Annotated in this window: 19 protein-coding genes; 5 read left to right on the top strand and 14 right to left on the bottom strand. The window is 71.9% G+C overall.

Annotated elements, in window-relative coordinates; translation table 11 throughout:
- Nucleotides 1–86: 86 nt before the first annotated feature.
- Complete coding sequence (locus O3S82_RS03770) at nt 87–503, bottom strand: organic hydroperoxide resistance protein (protein WP_179425971.1); 417 nt, start codon at nt 501–503, stop codon at nt 87–89.
- Nucleotides 504–555: 52 nt separating this feature from the next.
- Here O3S82_RS03770 and O3S82_RS03765 point away from each other — a divergent pair, with 52 nt between their 5' ends.
- Entirely contained in the window at nt 556–993 is a 438-nt protein-coding gene (locus O3S82_RS03765; RefSeq protein ID WP_179425973.1) for a MarR family winged helix-turn-helix transcriptional regulator, read from the top strand.
- A 3-nt stretch (nt 994–996) separates the two neighbouring features.
- Here the strand turns inward: O3S82_RS03765 and O3S82_RS03760 are convergent, their stop codons facing one another.
- The 6 genes from O3S82_RS03760 to clpS form a co-directional block, all read right to left on the bottom strand.
- A complete protein-coding gene (locus O3S82_RS03760; protein WP_179425975.1) occupies nt 997–1,971 on the bottom strand; it encodes a ribose-phosphate diphosphokinase in 975 nt (324 codons plus the stop codon).
- Between the two features lie 39 nt (nt 1,972–2,010).
- The gene (locus O3S82_RS03755; protein WP_179425977.1) at nt 2,011–2,958 is read right to left on the bottom strand and encodes a PLP-dependent cysteine synthase family protein; all 948 of its coding nucleotides are present in this window, start codon (nt 2,956–2,958) and stop codon (nt 2,011–2,013) included.
- A gap of 2 nt (nt 2,959–2,960) precedes the next feature.
- Nucleotides 2,961–3,239, bottom strand: coding sequence for a MoaD family protein (locus O3S82_RS03750; RefSeq protein WP_179425979.1), 279 nt, complete (start codon nt 3,237–3,239; stop codon nt 2,961–2,963).
- Nucleotides 3,239–3,718: a Mov34/MPN/PAD-1 family protein gene (locus O3S82_RS03745; RefSeq protein WP_179425981.1), complete on the bottom strand. Its 480-nt coding sequence runs from the start codon at nt 3,716–3,718 to the stop codon at nt 3,239–3,241. Before O3S82_RS03745 ends, O3S82_RS03750 begins: the two co-directional genes overlap by 1 nt.
- A 78-nt stretch (nt 3,719–3,796) precedes the next feature.
- Nucleotides 3,797–4,360, bottom strand: coding sequence for a DUF2017 domain-containing protein (locus O3S82_RS03740; protein WP_179425983.1), 564 nt, complete (start codon nt 4,358–4,360; stop codon nt 3,797–3,799).
- The gene (gene clpS / locus O3S82_RS03735; protein ID WP_179425985.1) at nt 4,357–4,653 is read right to left on the bottom strand and encodes an ATP-dependent Clp protease adapter ClpS; all 297 of its coding nucleotides are present in this window, start codon (nt 4,651–4,653) and stop codon (nt 4,357–4,359) included. Before clpS ends, O3S82_RS03740 begins: the two co-directional genes overlap by 4 nt.
- Nucleotides 4,654–4,718: 65 nt before the next feature.
- On the opposite strand from clpS, the gene O3S82_RS03730 reads away from it, so the two are divergent.
- Both O3S82_RS03730 and O3S82_RS03725 read left to right on the top strand, forming a co-directional pair.
- Nucleotides 4,719–6,008 carry a nicotinate phosphoribosyltransferase gene (locus O3S82_RS03730; RefSeq protein ID WP_269307025.1) on the top strand — a complete coding sequence of 430 codons (1,290 nt, stop codon included), beginning with the start codon at nt 4,719–4,721 and terminating at the stop codon, nt 6,006–6,008.
- Nucleotides 6,005–6,565, top strand: a complete 561-nt coding sequence (locus O3S82_RS03725; protein WP_442864726.1) for an isochorismatase family protein — start codon at nt 6,005–6,007, stop codon at nt 6,563–6,565. The genes O3S82_RS03730 and O3S82_RS03725 overlap by 4 nt, the downstream gene beginning before the upstream one ends.
- 7 nt (nt 6,566–6,572) lie before the next feature.
- Here the strand turns inward: O3S82_RS03725 and O3S82_RS03720 are convergent, their stop codons facing one another.
- Nucleotides 6,573–7,601, bottom strand: coding sequence for an LLM class flavin-dependent oxidoreductase (locus O3S82_RS03720; protein ID WP_269305613.1), 1,029 nt, complete (start codon nt 7,599–7,601; stop codon nt 6,573–6,575).
- Between the two features lie 54 nt (nt 7,602–7,655).
- Here O3S82_RS03720 and O3S82_RS03715 point away from each other — a divergent pair, with 54 nt between their 5' ends.
- On the top strand, nt 7,656–8,687 hold the full coding sequence (locus O3S82_RS03715) for an aminotransferase class V-fold PLP-dependent enzyme (RefSeq protein ID WP_269305612.1): 1,032 nt from the start codon (nt 7,656–7,658) through the stop codon (nt 8,685–8,687).
- A 98-nt stretch (nt 8,688–8,785) separates the two neighbouring features.
- On the opposite strand, the gene O3S82_RS03710 is transcribed toward O3S82_RS03715, so the two are convergent.
- Genes O3S82_RS03710 through O3S82_RS03690 form a run of 5 tightly spaced genes read right to left on the bottom strand, consistent with a single transcriptional unit; the run spans nt 8,786 to nt 13,190 of the window.
- Nucleotides 8,786–9,613, bottom strand: coding sequence for an oxygenase MpaB family protein (locus tag O3S82_RS03710; protein WP_269305610.1), 828 nt, complete (start codon nt 9,611–9,613; stop codon nt 8,786–8,788).
- A complete protein-coding gene (locus O3S82_RS03705) occupies nt 9,610–10,575 on the bottom strand; it encodes an alpha/beta hydrolase (protein ID WP_269305608.1) in 966 nt (321 codons plus the stop codon). The genes O3S82_RS03710 and O3S82_RS03705 overlap by 4 nt, the downstream gene beginning before the upstream one ends.
- A gap of 45 nt (nt 10,576–10,620) precedes the next feature.
- Nucleotides 10,621–12,312: a DEAD/DEAH box helicase gene (locus O3S82_RS03700; protein WP_179425999.1), complete on the bottom strand. Its 1,692-nt coding sequence runs from the start codon at nt 12,310–12,312 to the stop codon at nt 10,621–10,623.
- Nucleotides 12,309–12,584 carry a DUF3039 domain-containing protein gene (locus O3S82_RS03695; protein WP_179426001.1) on the bottom strand — a complete coding sequence of 92 codons (276 nt, stop codon included), beginning with the start codon at nt 12,582–12,584 and terminating at the stop codon, nt 12,309–12,311. The genes O3S82_RS03700 and O3S82_RS03695 overlap by 4 nt, the downstream gene beginning before the upstream one ends.
- A 54-nt stretch (nt 12,585–12,638) precedes the next feature.
- Nucleotides 12,639–13,190: a YqgE/AlgH family protein gene (locus tag O3S82_RS03690; protein WP_179426003.1), complete on the bottom strand. Its 552-nt coding sequence runs from the start codon at nt 13,188–13,190 to the stop codon at nt 12,639–12,641.
- 47 nt (nt 13,191–13,237) lie between these two features.
- Here O3S82_RS03690 and O3S82_RS03685 point away from each other — a divergent pair, with 47 nt between their 5' ends.
- Nucleotides 13,238–14,002 (top strand): MerR family transcriptional regulator, encoded by a 765-nt coding sequence (locus O3S82_RS03685; protein WP_269305605.1) that lies wholly within the window; start codon nt 13,238–13,240, stop codon nt 14,000–14,002.
- A 3-nt stretch (nt 14,003–14,005) separates the two neighbouring features.
- Here O3S82_RS03685 and O3S82_RS03680 read toward each other — a convergent pair whose 3' ends face one another.
- Entirely contained in the window at nt 14,006–14,995 is a 990-nt protein-coding gene (locus O3S82_RS03680) for a DUF3048 domain-containing protein (RefSeq protein WP_269305603.1), read from the bottom strand.
- Between the last annotated feature and the right edge of the window lie 53 nt (nt 14,996–15,048).

The raw sequence follows: 15,048 nt of genomic DNA, 5'->3' as shown, positions 1-15,048 counted from the left end.
GCCCCCACTTCTGGAACGGTTGACACGTTTTCGCGGAGCGAAGGCGTGCATCCCGTTCCAGAGGTGGGGGCGGAAAGCGGCGGCGGTCAGGCGACGCTGAGGTCGACCTCGACGTTGCCGCGCGTGGCGTTGGAGTACGGGCAGACCTGGTGGGCCTGCTCGACGAGCTTCTCGGCCTCCTCGCGGCTGACGTTCGGCAGCGTGACCTCGAGGGCCACGGCCAGGCCGAAGCCGCCCGTGCCGTTCTCGCCGATCGAGACGTCGGCGACGACCTCGGAGTCGGTGACGTCGGCGCCGGAGCGCTTGGCGACCGTGCGCAGGGCGGAGTGGAAGCACGCGGCGTAGCCGGCGGCGAAGAGCTGCTCGGGGTTCGTGGCCCCTCCGGCTCCGCCGAGCTCCTTGGGGGCGCGGACGTCGGCAATCAGGATGCCGTCGGTGGACTCGACGTGGCCGTTGCGGCCGTCACCGGTCGCGACGGCGCTGGCGGTGTAGAGAGGTTTCATGTCCACAACTGTATTGCGCGCAATTGATTGCCGCAAGGTCTAGTCTGGACTCGTGGACGACTACCCGCAGCTCGCGCTCGACCAGCAGCTCTGCCTGCCGCTGTACGCCGCCTCCCGCGCCGTGACCCGTCGCTACACGGACCTCCTCGCCGAGGTGGGCCTCACCTACCCGCAGTACCTGTGCCTGCTGGCGCTGTGGGAGTCCGACGCGCCGCTCGGCGTCGGGGAGCTCGGCGCCCGTCTGCACCTGGACTCGGGCACCCTCACTCCCCTGCTCAAGCGCCTGGAGGCCGCCGGGCTCGTGACCCGCGCCCGCGATCGGACCGACGAGCGTCGCGTGCTCGTCTCCGCCACCGAGCAGGGCTGGGCGCTGCGTGAGCGCGTGGCCGACGTGCCCGCCCGCCTGGTGGAGGGCATGGGGATGTCGGCGGCCGACGGTCGTGCCCTGCGCGGACTGCTCGACCGCCTCATCGCCGAGCTGGAGGGCTGAGCCTCAGAACAGCTTGGGCTGCGGCGGCGCGTGCGCCGGATCCACCCCGTCGAACAGGCTGGAGACCGACTCGCCCGCGTGGATGCGCGCGATGGCCTCGGCGAACAGCGGCGCCACCGAGCGCACCGTGAGCTCGGGCCAGTCGGCCGGCGCCGGGACCGTGTCGGTCGTGACGACCTCGGTGATCGCGGGGTGCGAGCGCAGTCGCTCGACCGCCTTGCCCGCGAAGAGGCCGTGGGTGCAGGCGACGGAGGCCTCGGTGACACCGGACTCGGCCAGCTTGTCCATGAGTTCGATGATCGAGCCGCCCGTGGCGATCTCGTCGTCGAGGACGATCGCTCGCTTGCCCGCGACGTCGCCCACGATGGTGTCGATGACGACCTTGTCGTCGGCCTTGCGCTGCTTGCTGCCGGCGGCCACGGGCAGGCCCAGCAGGCGGGCGAACTGCGAGGCCGTCTTGGCGTTGCCGAAGTCGGGCGAGACGACGATCGCGTTGCTGAGGTCCTGCGCCCGGTAGTGCTCGGCGAGCTCGCCGAGAGCCGTGAGGTGGTCGACCGGCATCGAGAAGAAGCCGTGCACCTGCGGGGCGTGGAGGGTCATGGTGACGACGCGGTTGACGCCCGCCGTGGCCATCATGTCGGCCACCAGCTTGCCGCCGATCGAGATGCGCGAGGCGTCCTTCTTGTCCGAGCGCGCGTACGCGTAGTGCGGGACCACCACGGTGACCGACGCCGCGGACGCACCGCGCGCCGCGTCGACCATCAGCAGCAGCTCCATGAGGTGGTCCTGCGTGGGCGGCACGAGCGGCTGGACGATGTAGACGTCGCGCTGGCGGCAGTTGTCGAGGAGCTGGACCTGGAGGCAGTCGTTGCTGAACCGCTGGGTGTCCGAGGGGCTGAGGGCGACGCCCAGGTTGCTGCAGATCTCCTCTGCCAGCTTCCGGTGTGCACTGCCCGAGAACACGACGATGTCGCTCACGGCTCGAAGGCTAACGGGTCGCGGGGCGCGCTGAACAGGTCAGGCCCAGAGCTGGCCCTCGAGGCGGTCCTCCGCCTCGTCGATGGTGCCCTCGTACGCCCCGGTGGACAGGTACTTCCAGCCCGCGTCGCACACGACGAACGCGATGTCGGCGCGCTCGCCCGCCTTGACCGCCTTGGTCGCCTGACCCAGCGCCGCGTGCAGGATCGCGCCCGTCGAGATGCCGGCGAAGATGCCCTCGGCGTCGATCAGCTCGCGCACGCGCCGCACGGCGTCGCGCGGGCCGACGGAGAAGCGAGAGTCGATCAGCGAGGCGTCGTACAGCTCGGGGACGAAGCCCTCGTCGATGTTGCGCAGGCCGTAGACGAGCTCGCCGTAGCGCGGCTCGGCCGCGACGATCCGCACGTCGGGCTTGTGGTCGCGGAAGAACCGTCCAATCCCCATGAGGGTGCCCGTGGTCCCCAGTCCGCCCACGAAGTGCGTGATCGTGGGCAGGTCCTCGAGCAGCTCGGGCGCGGTGCCGCGGTAGTGCGCATCGGCGTTCGCGGGGTTGCCGTACTGGTAGAGCATGACCCAGTCGGGGTGCTCGGCCGCGAGGCCCTTGGCCACCCGCACGGCCTCGTTCGAGCCGCCCGCCGCGGGCGAGCTGATGATCTCGGCGCCGAACATCGTGAGCAGCTGGCGCCGCTCGACCGAGGTGTTCTCGGGCATGACGCAGATCAGCCGGTAGCCGCGCTGGCGCGCGACCATCGCCAGCGAGATGCCGGTGTTGCCGCTGGTGGGCTCGAGGATCGTGCAGCCGGGCGTGAGGGTGCCGTCGGCCTCGGCCGCCAGGATCATCGACAGTGCCGCGCGGTCCTTGATCGAGCCGGTGGGGTTCCGGTCCTCCAGCTTCGCCCAGAGCCGCACGTCGTCGCTCGGCGAGAGGCTCGGCAGCCCCACCAGGGGCGTGTGGCCGACCGAGTCGACGAGCGAGTCATAGCGCATCGTCAGGCCGCGCCGCCCGCGACCGCGGGCAGGATGACGACGGTGTCGCCATCGGACAGCTCGGTCGCGAGGCCGCCGGTGAAGCGCACGTCCTCGTCGTTCACGTAGACGTTGACGAAGCGACGCAGCTCGGCGCCGTCGAGCAGGCGCTCCTTGATGCCCTCGTGGTTCGCCTCGAGATCGTCGATCAGGGCGGACAGGCTGGTGCCGTCGGCCTCGACGGCGCGCTCACCACCCGTGTAGGGGCGCAGGATCGTGGGGATGCGGACCTCGACGGCCATCAGATGTCACCTTCGGTTGGGGGGACTGCGGGACCCGCAGTCGTGCTGTCTTCGGTGTAACGGTCGACGACGCGAACTTCTTCCTCGGTGATCGTTCCGTCGACGATGCGGTAGGAGCGGAAGTCGACCTCACCGGCTTCGTGGGCGCCGTCGCGGGTGGACACGAGCACGTAGTGCGCGTTCGGCTCGGAGGCCAGGTTGAGGTCGGTGCGCGACGGGTAGGCCTCGGTGGCGGTGTGCGAGTGGTAGATGACGACGGGCTCCTCGTCGCGGTCGTCCATCTCGCGGTAGAGGCGCAGCAGGTCGCCGGAGTCGAACTCGTAGAACGTGGGCGACATGGCGGCGTTGAGCATCGGGATGAGCCGCTCGGGGCGGTCGGAGCCGTAGGGCCCGGCGATGACGCCGCACGCCTCGTCGGGGTGGTCGCGGCGCGCGTGGGCGACGATCGCCTCCACGTGCTCGCGCAGGATGGTCAACACGGTTCCCGAGTCTATCGAGGCGTCCCGACGCCCGATCCACCCATCCGTGGTGCGGACACCGACCCTGCCGGCACCCGGTCAGGCGACGTGGACGAGGGTCTCCTGCACGAAGCCGAGCCAGTCGAAGACGTCGCCCATCGCGAGCGTGGCCTCGTCGTCGGACTCGGCGAGGCGCTCGGCGTCCTCCTCGGTCTCGATGCCCAGGCGCACGGCGAGCGCGATGCGGATGTCGGTCAGGGCGCGCAGCCAGGACATCACTGCCGCGTCGTCCAGCTCGACCTCGACGTGCTTGGCGCTCTCGGCGAGCCCGCCCGCCTCGAGACTCTCGATCACCGCGCGCGCGTTGTCGACCTTGACGGACGAGAGGGACTGCTCGGTGAAGCGGCGGAACTCCGCGGCCTCGACCGGGTCGTCGCGGTAGGCGTCGGGCAGCAGGCGCGCCAGCACGGGATCCTCGGGCGGCTGCACCGGGCCGGTCATGCCGATCAGCTGCGCCAGCGGGTCGGGCTCGGACTCGCTGGGACCGTTGCGGTCCTGGAGCAGCTCGACGACCTGGCTGGCCAGGTTGACCAGCAGCTGCGCCTCGTTGAGCTCGAACGTGGCCGTGACGGTGCCGCGCCGGCGGCGGCGGAACGGCTTCACGCGTCGCTCCGCTCGAGCGTGGCCCACAGTCCGTACTCGTGCATGGCCTGCACGTGGCGCTCCTGCTCCTCGCGGCGGCCGCTGGAGACGATGGCCCGGCCCTCCTCGTGCACGGCGAGCATCAGCTGGGTGGCCTTCTCCTCGGTGTAGCCGAAGTACGTCCGGAAGACGAACGCCACGTACGACATGAGGTTGACCGGGTCGTTCCAGACGATGGTCACCCACGGGTCCTCCAGCTGGACGACGAGGTCGGCGTCCGGCTTCTCGGTCTCGACGGGGGTGGGGGTGGTCACGACCCCATTGTGCCTGCCCGCGCTCCCCCGCACGAAGGTCGGCGTGGTCCTACGCTGAACCCATGGTGTCGACCGCGCTGCTGACCGACCACTACGAGCTGACGATGCTGCAGGCCACGCTGGCCGACGGCACGGCCTCACGGCGCAGCGTGTTCGAGGTGTTCGGACGGCGGCTCAACGGCGGGCGACGGTTCGGCGTGGTCGCCGGCACCGGGCGCGTGCTCGACGCACTGGCGAACTTCCGGTTCGACCAGTCCGAGATCGAGTTCCTGCGACTGTCGAAGGTCGTCGACGACGTCACGTGCGACTGGCTCGCGGACTACCGCTTCACCGGCGACATCTGGGGCTACCCCGAGGGCGAGCTGTGGTTCCCCGGCTCGCCCATCCTGCGGGTCGACGCCACGTTCGGCGAGGGCGTGATCCTCGAGACGCTGATCCTGTCGATCCTCAACCACGACTCGGCCATCGCCTCGGCCGCGACGCGCATGACGATGGCCGCGGGCGACCGGCCGTGCATCGAGATGGGCACGCGCCGCACGCACGAGGAGGCCGCCGTCGCGTCCGCGCGGGCCGCCTACATCTGCGGGTTCGCCGCCACGTCGAACCTCGAGGCCGGACGCCGCTACGGCATCCCCACCGCCGGCACCGCCGCGCACGCGTTCACGCTCGTGCACGACTCCGAGCGCGACGCGTTCACGTCGCAGATCGGCTCGCTCGGGCACGACACGACGCTGCTGGTCGACACGTACGACACGCCGCAGGGCGTCGCCACGGCGATCGAGGTCGGCGGTCCGCACCTCGGCGGCGTGCGCCTGGACTCCGGTGACCTCGCCGACGTCGCGCGGGCCACGCGGGCGCAGCTCGACGCCGCAGGCAACACCGACACCCGCATCACGGTCACGAGCGACCTCGACGAGTACGCGATCGCCGCCCTGGCCGCCGCGCCCGTGGACGGCTACGGCGTGGGCACCTCGCTCGTCACCGGGTCGGGCTCCCCCACGAGCGGGTTCGTCTACAAGCTGGTCGCGCGCGAGACCGCCGACGGCGCGATGCTCGGCGTCGCGAAGAAGAGCAAGGACAAGACGTCGATCGGCGGCCGCAAGACCGCGCTGCGCCGGCTCAGCGCCAAGGGTGTGGCCGAGGCCGAGGTCGTCGGCATCGACGTGAAGCCCCGTGACGACGGCGACGACCGCGAGCTGATGGTGCCGCTCGTCGAGGCCGGCGAGCGGGTGCACCGGGCCACCCTGCAGGACTCGCGAGCCCGCCTCCAGGCGTCGCTGCGCGAGCTGCCCGCGTCGGCGCGACGCCTCTCCAAGGGCGATCCCGCCCTCGCGACGATCTACGAGGAGGACTGATGAGCGGACCCCGCACCCTGGTCGTCGTCGACGTCCAGAACGACTTCTGCGAGGGCGGCTCGCTGGCCGTCGCCGGCGGCGCGGCCGTCGCGCAGGCCGTGGCCGACCTGATCGCCGCGGGCGACTACGAGCTCGTGGTGGCCACCCGCGACGCGCACGTCGACCCCGGCCCGCACTTCAGCGAGACGCCCGACTACGTGGACTCGTGGCCGCCGCACTGCGTGGTCGGCACGCCCGGCGCCGAGCTGCACGAGCCGCTCACGGACGACCTCTTCGCCGCCATCTTCGACAAGGGCGCCTACGAGGCCGCCTACTCGGGCTTCGAGGGCGCCGACGCCGATGGACGCACCCTCGCCGACTTCCTGCGCGAGCGCGACGTCGACGCGATCGACGTGTGCGGCATCGCGACCGACCACTGCGTGCGCGCCACCGCGCTCGACGGGGCAGCCGAGGGCTTCCGCGTCAGGGTGCTGGAGGACCTCACCGCGGCCGTGACCCCGGAGAGCCTCAACCGCGTGCGGCAGGAGTGGTCCGCCGCGGGCGTCACCACGGCCTGACCCGAGGTCAGCCGGCGACGAGCTCGAGGGTGCGGACGCGGCCGGGCGTGGAGCGCGGGTCGGCACCGCGGCGCGCGGACGCCACCGGGTGCAGCATGACCTCGTCCACGTCGAACTGGGCGGCGAGCGCCTCGAGCTCCTTGCGCGCGGTGTCGGGGTCGCCGACCACCATCCGCGCCAGGCCCGAGTCGACGAGCGAGTCCATGCCCGGGTCGAGGTCGAGCGCCTCCGCGTCCTCCACGAGGTCGATCGGCGCGAGCGGCTTGCCGGTGCGCAGGCGTGCCATGTTCTGCAGGTTCGGCAGCGCGAGCGCGGTGGCCTCGTCGGCGGTGTCGGCCACGACGATGTTCACGGTGAGGAACGTCGTGGGCCGGTCGCAGACGTCGCTCGGCCGGAACTCGCTGCGGTAGACCTCGAGCGCCTCCGCCGTGCCGTGCCCGCTGAAGTGGTGCGCGAAGACGTACGGCAGGCCCTTCGCGGCGGCGAGGTGCGCCGAGTACATCGACGAGCCGAGCAGCCACAGGTTCGGGGCGCCGACGGCGGCCGGGGTCGCCTTCAGCACGTACTGCTGGTTCGGGATCGGCACGCGCACGCCGCGGCCGTCCATGAGAGCGACGACGTCGTCGAGGTACCGCGGGAAGTTCTCGATGTCGGAGTCGTCACGACCCGCGGCGCCGCGCAGCGCCCACGAGGTGACGGGGTCCGAGCCGGGCGCGCGACCGATGCCGAGGTCGATGCGACCCGGGAAGGCGGCCTCGAGCAGGGCGAACTGCTCAGCCACCGCGAGCGGCGCGTGGTTGGGCAGCATGACGCCGCCCGAGCCCAGCCGGATGCGCTCGGTCGCCGCCGCCAGCAGGGCGATCAGGACCGGCGGCGACGTGGCCGCCACGGCGGGCATGTTGTGGTGCTCGGCGACCCAGTACCGCTCGAACCCGAGCCGGTCGGCGGTCTGCGCCAGCTCGGTGGCGGCCGCGACGGCATCACCGCTGGTCTGGTCGGTACGGACAGGGACGAGATCCAGGACCGAGAGCTTCACACCGGGTTCAACCCGGGAGGGACCGGTTCGATTCCCACGCGCTAGCGTCGAATCATGCGAGAGGCATTCGGGGCCACGTTCGTCGGGCCGGAGGGCTACCTGAACACGGCGGCCTACGGGCTGCCACCGAAGGCCACGGTCGACGCCCTCGAACGGGTCCACCGCGGCTGGGCCGCGGGCACCGTCGCGGGACCCGACTTCGACGCCGACATCGCGGCGGGTCGCGCGGCGTTCGCGACCCTGGCCGGCGTCCCGGTGAAGTCCGTCGCGATGGGCTCGTCCGTCGCGGCGCTGCTCGGCCCGGTGGCCTCCGCCCTGCCCCACGGCTCGCGCGTGCTGGTCCCCGAGGGCGAGTTCACGTCGGTCAGCTTCCCGTTCGCCGCCCACGACGGCCGCGGCGTGACCGTCACCGAGGTGCCGCTCGAGCGGGTGCCCGAGCTGGCCGCCGATCACGACGTGGTGGCGGTGTCCACCGTGCAGTCGGCCGACGGCGCGCAGGTCGACCTCGCCGCGCTGCGAGCCGCCACCGAGGGCTCGGAGACCCTCGTGATCCTCGACGCGACGCAGCAGCTCGGCTGGCTCCGGCTCGACCTCGCGTGGGCCGACGTCGTGGTGAGCTCGAGCTACAAGTGGCTGCTGGCGCCCACCGGCATCGCCTGGGCGTCCTACGCCGAGCGGATGGTCGAGCGGCTCGTCCCCCACCACGCCAACCGCTACGCCGGGGGCGCGCCGTGGCAGACCACCTACGGGCTGCCGCTGCGGCTCACCGACGACGCCCGCCGGTTCGACATCTCCCCCTCGTGGTTCCCGGTGGTCGGCGCAGCCACGAGCCTGGCGTGGATGGCGACGCTCGACCTCGCCGCCGTCACCGCGCACAACCTCGACCTCGCCGGGCGGGCGCGGGCCGCGCTGGACCTGCCGCCGCTGGACTCGGCGATCGTCTCGATCCCGATCGAGCACGCCGCCACACGCCTGCAGGACGCGGGGCTGCGCGCCTCGGTGCGCCAGGGCGCGGCCCGGATCGCGTTCCACCTCTACAACGACGAGGAGGACCTCGACCGCGTGGTCGACGCCCTGCGTGCCTGACGCCCGGTCGGCACCCCGAGGATGCCGAGCCGGGCGTCACCTCCCGAAGGAACCCTGAATTGTACGTTCGCACAACTTTGGGGAAAGTGCGACCTGGGTCACGTCCCGAGGTTCTCGATGAGGAAGCCTCCGGGGTAGCTCTTGATGCGGCTCGAGTCGCGGACCCGGCGCGGCTCGGTGCGCTCGGGCAGGAGTCGCACCACACGGCCGCGCAGGCCCAGCGCACCGTGGCTGAGGCGCTCGAACCAGGCCGGTGGGTGCTCGTAGCCGAAGGCCTCGCGCAGGTGCGGGTCCATGATCGCGATGCTGAAGCGGCGGACGGCGGGGGCGAGCGGACGCGGGTAGAACGTGGTCAGCAGGTCGAGCGTCGCATCGGCCACCGCGCGCGACCGCGGGTCGAAGCGGAAGTGCTCGGCCTCGTAGTCGTCGAGCAGGCGCTCGAACCCGGCGAGGTCCGTGGGCAGGTCCGCGATCCCCATCAGGCGCCCGAGGCGGCGGTAGTAGTTCACGCCCGCGACGTCCTCGATGGGCGTGGTGCGACGGAAGCCGTAGCGGTTGACCCAGCGGTTCGGCATCACGACGAAGGTCGCCAGCACGTACCGCATGTCGTCGTTGCTGATGTCGTAGCGGCCGTGCATCTGGTTCATCCGTCGGATCGCGGCGCGACCAGGCGTGCTCTCGAGTCCCTGGTCGACGATCTCGCCCAGCAGCAGCGCCGTGTCGTCGTGGCGCCGCTGGGTGTCGGTGCCGAAGTGCCCGGTCTCGTACAGCAGCCGCCCGATCGACGGGACCGCGTACGTGCGAAACAGCGCGAAGCTCAGGGCCTGCTCGAGGTCCCACGGGAAGTCGTACTGGCCGAACAGCCGCGCGATCTCCTCGTAGTCGACCTCGGGATCGAGGCCGTCCGAGCGGACCCGGCGGGTCACCTCGGCACCACCACGTGCGCGGCGACGAAGTCGACGATGTCGGAGGCGGCGTCGGTCGCGGCCGGCGAGACGCCCGGCAGGCTGACGAACCCGTGCACCGTGCCCGGGTACTCGCGGTAGCGCACCGGAACACCCGCGCGCTGCAGCGCCTCGCGGTAGTGAACGCCGTTGTCGAGCAGCGGGTCGTGGTCGGCCGTCAGGATGAACGCCGGCGGGAGCCCGTCGAAGGACGTGGCCCGCAGCGGCGAGGCGAGCGGGTCCTCGGTGCCGTAGGCGTCGCCCATGTAGAGGTGCGCGAAGGCGCTCATGTTGGCCGAGGACAGCACCGGCTCGTCGGGCATCCGCAGCTCGGAGGCGAACTTGTCGTACATCTCCACCGCGGGGTAGATCAGCACCTGGGCGCGCAGCGCCGGCCCGCCCTCGCTCACCGATCGCTGTGCCGCGACGGCCGCGAGGTTGCCGCCGGCGCTGTCGCCCATCACGGCGAGCCGGTCGGCGTCGAGCCCGAAGCCGTCGGCGCGTGCGGCGATCCAGCCCAGCGCCTCCCACGTGTCCTCGACAGCCGCGGGGTACGGGTGCTCGGGCGCCAGCCGGTACGACGGCGAGACCACCACGGCGCCGCTGCCCGCGGCGAGCCGCGAGGCGAGCCACGCCGACTGCTCGGGCGAACCCTGCACCCAGCCTCCGCCATGGAAGTTCACGACCGCGGGGCGCAGGCCCCCGACCCCCGTCGGGCGGTGCACGATCGCGCGCAGGGTGCGGCCCTTGAGCGGGATCTCGATCTCCTCGGTCCGCACGCGCCGATCGGGGCGGCCGAACACCAGCCGGCCGGGCGGCGACTCCATGAGCCGCAGCCGCTGGGCGCGCAGCTCGGCGTAGTCGGTGGCCTCCTCGACCGGGGTGGCCAGGCGCTTCATGAGGGCGGCGAACGCACGGGTCCGCGGCGGCAGTGGGGCACTCACGGGGCACAGCCTAGGGGTCGGGCGTGACCGGGGTCACCCGTCGGCTCAGCCCGAGGCGCGCAGGGCCCAGTCGCGCAGCATGTCGATGCGGTGCTGCAGCTGCGCGGTGGTGGCCTGGGCGGCGGCCGGGCCACCACACTCCTGGCGCAGCTTGTTGTGGGTGACGCCGTGCGGCGTGCCCGTGCGATGGTGCCAGGCGGCCACGAGCGAGTTCAGGTCGCGGCGCAGCTGGGCGCGGCGCTCGTACTCGACGTCAGCCTCGGCGCGCGCCGGGGCGTCCTCGCGCTTGCGGGTGCGCGCGCTGCGCAGCAGCTCGGCCACCTGGTCGCGCTCGAGCAGGCCGGGGATGCCGAGGAAGTCGAGCTCCTCGGAGTCGCCGGCCACCATCTCGTAGTCGATCGGCGCGAACTCGTCGCCGTCGTAGACCACGCGGTCGAACAGCGCCTCGCTGCCGATCGCGGCGTACTGGTTGCCGAGCTCGTCGCTGGCGCCCTCGGACGCGTTGGCGCGCGCGATGAGCGCCTCCTCGGCGGCGAACAGGTCGGACTCGTCGTGCACGGGGCGGCCGATGACGTGGTCGCGCTCGGCCTCGAGGTCGGCGGCGAGCTTCAGCAGGCCCGGCACGCTGGGCAGGAAGACCGACGCGGTCTCGCCGCGGCGCCGGGCACGCACGAAGCGGCCGATCGCCTGGGCGAAGAACAGCGGGGTGGCGATCGTGGTGGCGTAGACGCCGACCGCGAGACGCGGGACGTCGACGCCCTCGCTGACCATGCGGACCGCGACCATCCACGGGTCGTTCCCGGCGGCGAACTCGGCGATCTTGGCGCTCGAGCCGGCCTCGTCGGAGAGCACCAGCGTGGGCGACTGCCCCGTGAGCTCCTTGAGCAGCGCGGCGTAGGCCCGCGCCGAGGTCTGGTCGCTGGCGATCACGAGGCCACCCGCGTCGTGGATGTCGCGGCGGACCTCGACGAGACGCTTGTGGGCGGCCTCGAGCACGGCCGGCACCCACGAGCCCGTGGGGTCGAGCGCGGTGCGCAGGGCCTGCGCGGTCTGGTCGCGCGTGAGCGGCTCGCCGAGCCGGGCCGAGACCTCGTCGCCCGCGCTGGTGCGCCACTGCATCTCGCCCGAGTAGGCCATGAACAGGACCGGTCGGACGACGCCCTCCTTGAGGGCCTCGCCGTAGCCGTAGGCGTAGTCGGCCACCGACGAGATCGAGCCGTCGCCGACGGGCGCGTAGGTGACGAACGGGATCGGGTTGTCGTCGGAGCGGAACGGCGTGCCGGTGAGCGAGAGGCGGCGGATCGCCGGCTCGCACGCCTCCAGCACCGCGTCGCCCCACGACAGCGCGTCGCCGGCGTGGTGGACCTCGTCGAGGATCACGAAGGTGCGGCTGCGCTCGATGCGCACGCGGTGGCCGACAGGGTTGGTGGCCAGACCGGCGTACGTGACGCAGTAGCCGTCGAAGCGGGCGCCGAGCGCCCCCGACAGGTTCGGCTCAAGCGCGATGCCCGAGCGCGCGGCGGCCTGCGCCCACTGCGACTTGAGGTGCTCGGTGGGGGTGACCACGACGACCCGCTCGACGACGCGACGGTGCAGCAGGTCGGCCGCGATCGTCAGCGCGAAGGTGGTCTTGCCGGCGCCGGGCGTGGCGACGGTGAGGAAGTCGGCCGGCTGCGTGCGGACGTACTGCTCGAACGCCTCACGCTGCCAGGCCCGTAGCGACAGGCCCGCGCTCACTGGTCGGAGTCACTCCCGGACTCGTCGTCGTCGCCGGGGTTGAAGTTCTCCCAGATGTCCTTGCACTCCGGGCAGACCGGGAAGCGCTGCGGATCGCGACTGGGGACCCAGACCTTGCCGCACAGGGCCACGACGGGCGTGCCCATGACCATGGCCTCGGTCAGCTTGTCCTTCGGGACGTAGTGGCTGAAGCGCTCGTGGTCGCCGTTGTCGAGGCGCTGCTCGGTGCGCTCGTCTTGAACGGTCTGGGTGCCGCGGCCGAAGAATCCCACGCCTCCATCGTAGGCGACGGATCCGACGCCGAGGACCGGTCCACGCCGACGACCTCAGTTCAGCCCGGGGTCGTCGGGCAATGTCGACCAGAAGCGGGTGTCGCCCGCCTGACGCCGGAGCACCTCGCTCCACAGGCGGTCGGGATCGGGCGAGATCAGGTCGCCGTCCCGGGCCGGCACCACGAGCCACGCGCCCTCCGCGATCTCCTCCTCCAGCTGGCCCGTGGACCAGCCGGCGTAGCCCGCGAACACGCGCAGGCCGAGCAGCTCGCCGCCCACCGGGACGGGTCCCTCGAGATCGACGATCCCGACGCGGCCGGCCATCTGGCGCCAGCCGATCGGGCGCGACTCCATGTCGCTGACGACGCCCACCGCCAGCGCGGAGTCCATCGCGCAGGGGCCGCCCTCGAACAGGCAGCCGGGCGCATTGGCCGACTCGGCCCACCCGGGCAGGACCTCGTCGAGGTCGGACTCGAGGGGGTGGTTCACGATCACGCCCAGCGCGCCGTCCTCGTCGTGGTCCAGGACGTACACGACGCTTCGCCGGAAGGGGCCGGAGTCGATCGCCGAGGTGGCGACCAGGAGCTGGCCTCGCACCGTTGCCATACCCCCATGATGCCGGATCCGCGGTCACGCTCACCTAGACTTGCGGCATGACGGACGCGGCGCGCGACGAGGAGTTCACCGTCGACGTGCTCGCCGAGCGGGCCGGCATGACGGTGCGCAACGTGCGCGCCTACTCCACGCGTGGACTGATCGACCCGCCACGCCTCGAGGGACGCACCGGGTACTACACGCAGAAGCACCTCCAGCGCCTCGTCCTCATCCGCACCCTGCTGGGTCGTGGCTTCACCCTGGCGGCGGTCGAGGACGCGATCCTGAAGTCGCCGTCCACCGCCTCCCACGTGGCGCTCGACCTGCTGAACATCTTCGAGGTCGACGACGCCCAGGACCCCACCGAGGTGATCAGCCGGGCCGAGCTGGCCTCGCTGTCGAACGTGAGTCCCGACCACAAGCTGATCGACCAGATGATCGAGCTCGGGCTGCTGGAGCACGTCGACGACCAGACGGTGCGCATGCTGAACCCGAGCGTCGTGCGTCAGGGGGCCGCGTCGGTCGCCCTCGGCCTGAGCCCCGACAGCGTGGTCGACATCGTGCCGCACATGCGCGAGCACCTCGAGCAGATCTCCGACCGGTTCGTCCACCACGTCAGCCGCGACGTCGCGCAGCCGTTCCTCGACGCCGGCCTGCCCCAGGAGGAGTGGCCCACGGTCTTCGAGAGGATCGACCAGCTGATCCCCATCGCGAGCCAGGTGGTCGTGGCGATGTTCCGCAGCGTGCTGCGCGAGGCGATCGAGGTCGAGATCGGCCACAAGTTGGAGGAGCTGGCCGCCGAGAGCGACCAGCCGTCCCCCTGACGACTACTGCGCGCTGAGCGCCGTGGACTCCCGCTTGCTCAGCAGCTCGATCCAGGTCTTGCCCTTGGGCAGCTTCATCGCCTGGCCGTCGCGCGTGGTCAGCACGATCGTGGAGGCGTTGTTCGCCTTCCTCCACTTGGCGTTGACACGGGTTCCGCCGACGAAGACGACCGCCTTGCCGCCGCCCTGGAACGTGGTCTCGGGCACCGGGTTCCCGGCGGGATCGGTGTAGCCGGCGTCCTTCTCGTCGGCCCACAGGACCACGAGGTTCCTGGCGCCGAACTCCTTCGCGCTGGTGCCGTTGGTGCGCTTCCAGGTCTTGCCGTTGAACTTCCACGACGTGGTGTGGCTGCGGGAGAACGTCACGGTGGCGCCGGTGACCTGCGGGCCCTTCGGCGCCGCGGCGTCGGTGGCCCACTGGAAGTAGGGGCGCTCGGGCTGCTCGTTCTTGACGTCCTTGTTGAGCCGGCCGAGGTCGACGACGACGTTGTACGGCGCGTAGCCGGCGTCGCGCGAGAGGCCGGGCGACCCGGCGTCCTGCGAGTGGATCGGGATGCCCGCGTCCTTGATGCGCGAGATCGTCTTGCCGGCACCGCCGGAGGCGACGACCTGGCCGCGCACCGGCTTCGCGATGCCGATGTCGGTGGCGCGCATCGAGCGAACGTGGCCGACGTCGCCGGGCAGGCGCGTGTAGTAGAGCGCGGCGAGGCGCGTGATGCCGCCCTCGACGGTCTGCTCGACCACCAGGTCGGCCTGGTCGATGCTGGTCTGCGGGGCCGAGGCCGGGGTGTTGTCGACCTTGACGACGAAGACCGGGTTCGCAGGCGTCTTCTTCAGGGTGCCGCCGGTCAGCGGGTTGATCGCCGCGACCTTCGCAGCCGTGGTCTTCGCAGGCTCCTTCGGGGCGGGCGACTCCTTCTCCTCGCCTCCGTTCGAGCACGCGCCCACCGACAGCACGAGGGCACAGGTCACCGACAGCATCCGCAACTTCATGCCCCCCAGCATGCCTGAGGGGGTGTGGGCGGCCGGCCACGGCACGCCGGTCC

Source organism: Aeromicrobium sp. HA, from assembly GCF_027171405.1.
Lineage (GTDB): Bacteria > Actinomycetota > Actinomycetes > Propionibacteriales > Nocardioidaceae > Aeromicrobium > Aeromicrobium tamlense.
This window is presented reverse-complemented; position numbering and strand designations above follow the sequence as displayed.

What these genes read in the sequence shown, in the direction of transcription:
- O3S82_RS03770 (WP_179425971.1), bottom strand. Translation starts at nt 503, where the DNA reads ATGAAACCTCTCTACACCGCCAGCGCCGTCGCGACCGGTGACGGCCGC.
- O3S82_RS03755 (WP_179425977.1), bottom strand. Translation starts at nt 2,958, where the DNA reads ATGCGCTATGACTCGCTCGTCGACTCGGTCGGCCACACGCCCCTGGTG.
- O3S82_RS03750 (WP_179425979.1), bottom strand. Translation starts at nt 3,239, where the DNA reads ATGGCCGTCGAGGTCCGCATCCCCACGATCCTGCGCCCCTACACGGGT.
- O3S82_RS03715 (WP_269305612.1), top strand. Translation starts at nt 7,656, where the DNA reads ATGCGAGAGGCATTCGGGGCCACGTTCGTCGGGCCGGAGGGCTACCTG.
- O3S82_RS03690 (WP_179426003.1), bottom strand. Translation starts at nt 13,190, where the DNA reads ATGGCAACGGTGCGAGGCCAGCTCCTGGTCGCCACCTCGGCGATCGAC.
- O3S82_RS03685 (WP_269305605.1), top strand. Translation starts at nt 13,238, where the DNA reads ATGACGGACGCGGCGCGCGACGAGGAGTTCACCGTCGACGTGCTCGCC.
- O3S82_RS03680 (WP_269305603.1), bottom strand. Translation starts at nt 14,995, where the DNA reads ATGAAGTTGCGGATGCTGTCGGTGACCTGTGCCCTCGTGCTGTCGGTG.